This window comes from Pedobacter sp. 10L46_2 (assembly GCF_056395165.1).
On the sequence record NZ_JBFTIZ010000404.1, the window covers coordinates 1 to 7,079 of the forward strand.

5 protein-coding genes are annotated in these 7,079 nt (G+C 38.5%); 4 read left to right on the plus strand and 1 reads right to left on the minus strand.

Annotated elements, in window-relative coordinates:
• The 4 genes from AC1DDX_RS25805 to AC1DDX_RS25820 form a co-directional block, all read left to right on the plus strand.
• Positions 1-1,824 (plus strand): Ig-like domain-containing protein (locus tag AC1DDX_RS25805; protein ID WP_477622857.1); only part of this gene is annotated, 1,824 nt, incomplete at its 5' end.
• A gap of 57 nt (positions 1,825-1,881) precedes the next feature.
• Positions 1,882-2,877 (plus strand): PorP/SprF family type IX secretion system membrane protein, encoded by a 996-nt coding sequence (locus tag AC1DDX_RS25810; protein ID WP_172660448.1) that lies wholly within the window; start codon positions 1,882-1,884, stop codon positions 2,875-2,877.
• 305 nt (positions 2,878-3,182) lie between these two features.
• Positions 3,183-4,865, plus strand: coding sequence for an OmpA family protein (locus AC1DDX_RS25815; protein ID WP_477622858.1), 1,683 nt, complete (start codon positions 3,183-3,185; stop codon positions 4,863-4,865).
• A gap of 461 nt (positions 4,866-5,326) precedes the next feature.
• Positions 5,327-5,575: a hypothetical protein gene (locus AC1DDX_RS25820; RefSeq protein ID WP_477622859.1), complete on the plus strand. Its 249-nt coding sequence runs from the start codon at positions 5,327-5,329 to the stop codon at positions 5,573-5,575.
• A gap of 669 nt (positions 5,576-6,244) precedes the next feature.
• Here AC1DDX_RS25820 and AC1DDX_RS25825 read toward each other — a convergent pair.
• The coding region (locus tag AC1DDX_RS25825; RefSeq protein ID WP_477622860.1) for an N-acetylglucosamine kinase at positions 6,245-7,079 on the minus strand (835 nt) is incomplete at its 5' end.

Genomic DNA, 7,079 nt, shown 5'->3' on the forward strand with positions numbered 1-7,079 from the left:
GCAGGTGCAACTGCTAAGCTAACCGCAAGCAGTACAACAGTAACAAACCCAATATTCACCTGGTATAAAGATGCTGCGCTAACCGATGTAGCATTTACCGGAGCAGAATTTACTACTCCAGTATTAACAGCAACCACTACTTATTATGTGACAGTAAGAGGCGATAACAGATGCGACAATACAGCAGCCACAGCTAAGGTTGTTACCGTAACGGTTAATCCACCAGCCACAGCAGCTGACATTGTTGTAGCAGGAGCAGGCTCACCATTCTGTGCAGGCACAACTGCCACGCTTACAGCAAGCAGTACAACCGCTACTAATCCGGTGTTTACCTGGTACAGTGATGCAGCATTAACCAATGCAGTGTTTACCGGGGCAGAGTTTACTACTCCGGTGTTAACAGCAACTACAACTTACTATGTAACTGTTAGGGCTGCTAATAAATGCGAGAACACTGCCGCAACAGCAAAAGTGGTTACAATTACAGTTAATCCTTTACCAGAAACACCAGATGTTGCTAGTGCAGGAACAAGTATATGCAGCGGCGAATCAACTGTGTTAAAAGTAGCTAATGCTGAGGCAGGGATCTTGTACCAATGGTACAGTGAGTTAGCAGGAGGAACATTATTATTTACTGGTGAAGAATTTACCACACCAACCTTAACTACTAATACAGATTACTACGTATTGGCAGTAAGTGCTTCAGGTTGTGGAAATGCAACTGGTAGAACTAAAGTAACAGTAACTGTTTCACCAAAACCACAAACACCAATTGTAGTTTCAGCAGTTGTAGATGCCTGTATAGGAACTCCGGCTGTATTGAGTGTTTCAAGTCCTCAAACTAATGGAGTAACCTACAAATGGTATACTACTCCAATTGCTGGAACAGCTGTTGGTACAGGCACAAGCTTTACTACGCCTGCAATCACAACAACTACTACATATTATGTTGAAGCTTCAACAGCATCTTGTGTAAGTACGGGTCGTACAGCAGTTAAAGTAAACGCTTCACCAATTCCTACAGCGCCACCTGCAATATCAGGAGCTGAAGGGCCATTGTGTTCAGGTACAACTGCTACACTTTCAGTAACCAATCCAGATGCAGCGCTTACTTATAGCTGGTATACTGCAGCAACCGGAGGAACTTCAATTGCTCAGGGTGTAACATTTACTACACCGGCTCTAACAACAACTACAACTTATTATGTGGAAAGTAGCAATGCAACAGGATGCTCAAGTACAACACGCACATCAGTTGTGGTAACTGTACTAGGTAAACTTGAGGCACCAGTGGTTACTGTTAAAGAGAACAAAGCAACAGAAATAACATTCCAGTGGAATCCAATACCAGGAGCAACTGCTTACGAAGTTTCATTAGATAATGGACTAACATGGGTTGCACCTACAGGTGGAGCGACTGGAACTACTTATCTGGTAGCTGGTTTGAAACCTGATCAAAGTGTAACAATAAGAGTTAGGGCTAAAGGTCAGCTTGACTGTCAACTGAGTGACGCAACCAGCTTAACTGCTAAGAGCGATAATCCTCTAGGAAACACAATTTTTGTCCCTAATACATTTACACCAAATAATGATGGTAAAAATGATATTCTGTACGTGTACGGAAATACAATTGCAAAAATGAAGTTGCGTGTATACAATCAATGGGGACAATTTATTTACGAATCATTAAACATTCAAAATGGATGGGATGGAACGTATAAAGGTGATATACAGCCGAACGGTGTGTATGTGTATTTCCTGGAAGCGGAATTTAATGACGGGACTAAAACCACTAAAAAAGGCACAATAACCCTATTAAGATAAAAGATGTTTCCAGTTAATATTAATCATTTACCTAAAAACTCGAAAAACAAATTTGTTATGAAGAAACTAATAAAAATAATAGCACTAGGAGCATTTTTAAGTTTGGGAGCTGTAAGGGTGGTTGCACAGATTGATCCGCACTTCTCTCAATACTACGCTCACCCGCTATGGCTAAACCCAGCACTAACCGGGGTAACGGACGGTGAATACCGGGTTTCTTTGAATGCCAAACAACAGTGGGGAACTATTTCAAATTCATTTTTAACCGGGGGGGCGTCATTTGACATGGCCCCGGTTAAAAACTTAGCATTCGGTGCAATGGTTTTGAATCAGAATGCTGGAGATATTAGTTATAATCACCTAAGCGCTATGGTTTCAGGAGCTTATCGTATCCACTTTGGAAAGATCGGTTTAAACATGATAAACTTTGGTTTGCAGGCTGGTATTCTTAATAAAAGCTTTGATCCATCAAAGATCACCCTGGGTGCACAATTCAATCCAATAACGGGTTATGATCCCAATTTTGGAATAAACGAATCCTTTGCTTCATCTAACACATTAGTGCCAGATGTGAATGCAGGATTTATGTATTTCGATGGAAATCCAGGACAAAGAGTTAACGTGTTCGGAGGTGCAATGGCAGGGCATATTACCAGGCCAGTCGATAAGTTTTTAGGGAATAGCGTTCGTATGCCAATTAGATATGCAGCTCATGGAGGTGCTAGAATCAAAATGTCAGAAGTTCTTGATATTACACCAAATGGGTTATACATGAAACAGGGTAATGCACGCGAAATAGCAATCGGGGCTTATGCACAGTTTATGCTTAATCAGGAATCAGATTTGCTTTTCGGGTCTAATTATAGGGTTGATGATTCTGCGATAGCTTTCTTCGGGTTACACCTAAAAAATATGGTCTTTGGGGTAAGTTATGATTTTAACACTTCAAGTTTAAGTAGAGCTACACGTAATCAGGGAGGGTTAGAGTTATCCATTTCATTTACCAGTAGGAAGGGAATTACAGGCCCTAACTTCTTTTGTCCAAGATTATAAACTAACGCGATATGAACCTAGCATGATTCATCATGCGAGCTCCATCTGACCACCTAAACATAAATAAATCATTTACAGATGAAACTGCTTAAAACATTACTGATCCTGTGCTTATTCACAACTGCTGCAAATGCGCAATTTGTAACCAATAGTAAGAGAGTAGCGGATGTCTATTTTCAAAATAAAGAGTATTACGCAGCCGCAGAATATTATAAAAGATCACTGCAACTATCCTCCGCAGATAGTGCTGGGTTTGTAGTGCCTGGCTTTATAAAAACTTTACTGACGCAGAGAAATGGTATGCTTTGGCAAAGGAATTTAAGGATCCGAAATATGTACTTGCTACATTTTGGTATGCCGAATCACTGAGGGCAAATCAAAAATTTGAAGAAGCAGTTACGGCTTTCAATGAATTTGCCGGCAAGTATAAACTTAATGATGCGTATGCCGCAAAAACAAAATCTGAAATAGCTTCTTGCCAGTTTGCATTATTTGAATTGCGCTATCCGAGATTGTTTAAGTTAACCAAGCTTCAAAACGATATTAACCAGAAAGGATCAAACTATACACCGGTTATAAAAGACAGTAAATTTTACTTTACATCTTCCAGACCAGTAGGTGATGCAGGCAAAAAGGAAATCTTAACTGATCAAAGTAATGCGAAAGTGTCAAAAAAAGAGACCCCATATTTGAATGCAGTATATGAAACTCCAGGTAATCCTTTAACGGGAGGCATCACAATTAAAAAGGTAGCATTAAACAGTTTAAACAAAGAAGCAGCTGCTCCGGCTTTTCATCCAAACGGAAAGGCCATTTATATTACCAGCTGGACAGCTCAGGGCGACAAAAAGATCTACCAACTAGCTTCATCAGATAAAGGTTGGGGCGATCCAGTTGAGTTAGGAAGCCAGGTAAATGTAAAAGGATTTAATGCTATTCAGCCCTTTGTAACTAAAGATGGCAAATACTTAATCTTCTCGTCTAACAGACCTGGTGGACAAGGTAAGTATGATTTATGGTATTGCCCTTTGAGAACTGATGGGTCATTAGGACAAGCGATAAATTTAGGTAATAAGATAAACTCCCCTGAAGATGATCAGGCTCCCTACTATAATGCTCAAACCAATAAATTGCTTTTCAGTAGTAATGGCAGAATAGGGATGGGTGGATTTGATTTTTATGAAAGTGAGGGTGATTTCACTAATTGGTCAGACCCTCGCAATGTTGGTTATCCATTTAACTCATCAAAAGACGATATCTATTATACTCCTTCTGATAATTCAGATACCGAAGGCTATATTAGTTCAGACCGTGAATCTCTTTGCTGTCTGGAGGTTTTTAATGTAAAACGTGAATACCTTACCGTTAAAGGTATTGTATACGATTGTGATACAAAACAGCCCTTACAAGATGCCACTATTATACTTGTTGATTCATTGCAAACACTTAGAACAGTTACAAATCAAGCCGGAGAGTACACGTTCAAAGTAAATTCTAATCGTAAGCTAAAACTTACAGCAGAAAAAGATAAGTACTTCTCTAAAATTTTAAACTTCAGTTATGATGATTTAGCAAAAAAAGATACATTGTTTAGTCCTGATATTTGTTTAACTCCTTACGAAATTGACAAACCTATAGTACTTAAGGATGTGCTATATGAATTTGATAAAGCAACATTAACTGAAGATTCAAAAGGTAAGCTGGATCATTTATTTTCAATCATGGAGGATAACCCTAAGATTGAAATCGAGCTAAGTGCGCATACAGATAGCAAAGGTTCAGATGCTTATAATATGGACCTGTCAGTGAGAAGAGCGAAATCTTGCGTAGACTATTTAGTTTCAAAAGGAATACCGATTTCAAGAATGACAAGCAGAGGCTATGGTGAAACAAAACCAGTAGCTCCTAATGAACTACCTAATGGCAAAGATAATCCTGAAGGTCGTGCCCTTAACAGGAGAACTGAATTCAAGGTTACAAAGAAATAAAATACGAATACCCGTCTGTTAACAGGCCTTCAGAATTTTATTTTTGAAGGCCTGTTTTTTTAACCTTATCTGTAAATATTGGGGAAATGAATCCAGTTTGAGGAAGGTTTACCCCTCTTTACTTTTTCTGAATTGTAGCTTTTGTCGCACATAATCCTGATCCCTCGTTTTTCATCCTCAATCGTAAATCCCCTTCAATTAATAATAGAAGATACATTTATTTGTCGTTAGCCATAAAAAAGCAATTTTTTAAAGCACAATAACAAATCGGGTATGGTAATTGCCATGTAACCGACATATTAGCTGCTATGCAATACCTTGATTGCAAGTGCTATGGGATAAATTAAGTTTAATTGTTTTGCGAATTGTAAGTATGATTGGAATCAATGTAATTTCACCAAATGAATATCCTTGCCTGGAAAACTTAGAGCAATATAAAATTTTGCATACTAAGCCGGATTGTGAAATTTGAAACCATCACAAAAAAACCTGGGTTAATTTTAAATCCAATGATGCTTGGTGAACTTGGGATACAATTTTTTGCTTCGGCTGTTATCACGACTAAAGGAGGACTTAATGTGGGTTCAATTTGTATTGTAGATAGTCAACATAGAGACTTTAGTTCAACCGAACAGAAAAAATTGGATTGGATAGCCTCCATGGTAACTGCCGAAATGGACAAGCGAATAGCGGTGTATGAAGTGGCTTAATTCTTCCTATACAGCCCGGAATGATAATCATCTAAATCTGTCCAAATAGTTGGTCGGGTTTATGCAGAATATATAGATTTCCAAAATTGTATCTACACTACTTAGGGACGCACTGTCTTCGCTTCATTAGTCCGGTTAAAGGATGCTCAGATAAAAAATTTATGTCTTTGCCCTCCATGGTTTGTATTTTGTTTCCGCAATATTCACTACCATGTTTCAAGTCATCATCAGGTCCTATTAACACTGGGGAATTTACAAGATCCTTATAAGCAGAAAAATGGCATCAGTTACTTTGCTTTTGTCAGTTGTGATCTTCTCCCTGTAATTGTATCCCTTCAACAGGAATTGTGCCGAAGTTCCTCTAAATAGAAAGAGAGATAGAATGCGTGTAAATGGCAGGCCCGATCAAACGTTCATGTAACTCCTCGTAAATTTTCGTAAAGATGCTGTCTATGAAACCAATATTCGGTTAATTAAAGAAATTTGTCAGTGGTAAATAATCTATATAGACTTGAATCCATATAAGGAAATAGGCGTTTATAATCATGTTAATCATTTCAACCGGCACTGCTACGGCCTAAGAAGATGATCCCGACGTACCAATGATGCGAGTTCGGTTTACTGCCTGCGGCAGGAGCGGTCTATGATGTAAAAAGGATAAAACGCAGCTTAAACCATGATGCCTTCTTTTCTTAAGATGTAGTTGTAAATACCCTCAATAGGTTTTTGATATATCTTACCAACTTTTACCTGATTCTCAATACAAACCTCTCTTAAAATATCCTGATAGTAAAATGCAATAGAGCCTACAAAGTGAGTATCAAGGCTTTTATAATTAGGGTAATCCTTAATGTTGGAATCTACAAATTCCTGGAAACCCTCACGTAAAATATTAATAATAAAAGGATGATCAGGATGAGAAGCCATAAAACGACTTATCGAGGCCAGGTAGATATTTGGTGCTGGTTTTTGATAAAGATTGGTAATAACAGATTCCTTGTCAATTTGATAAGTATCGGCAAATTCAACAGCAAGATCAGCAGGCATCTGATGATATAGATAGCTTGTGATCAGTTTGCGACCAAAATAGGTGCCTGAGCCTTCATCACCAAGAGCATAACCCAAGCCATGTGCCCCGTTATGAACTTCTTTACCGTCGTAATAAGAAATATTAGAACCAGTACCCAAAATACAAGTCAGTCCTTTTTTATCACCACAAGTGGCGTATGCCGAACCAATTAAATCATGCTCAACTGACACATAAGCCTTGGTAAAGAAAGAAGAAATCCCGTTAGAGATCACCTCAATTTTATCAGGCGACGAGCAGCCTGCACCAAAGAAATAGATTTCTTTAACCTTATCAGCGTAAGGGGCAATTTCTTTCTTCTTTGAAAACAATTTGAAAATATCATGTGCATTTAAGAAATAAGGGTTTATTCCTTGCGTACTAAAGTTGATTTTTTCATTGGGGCTGTAACCCATCCAATCGGTCTTAGAAGAACCA

Coding starts and splice junctions, on each gene's coding strand:
- AC1DDX_RS25810 (WP_172660448.1), top strand. CDS start 1,882: ATGAAGAAACTAATAAAAATAATAGCACTAGGAGCATTTTTAAGTTTG.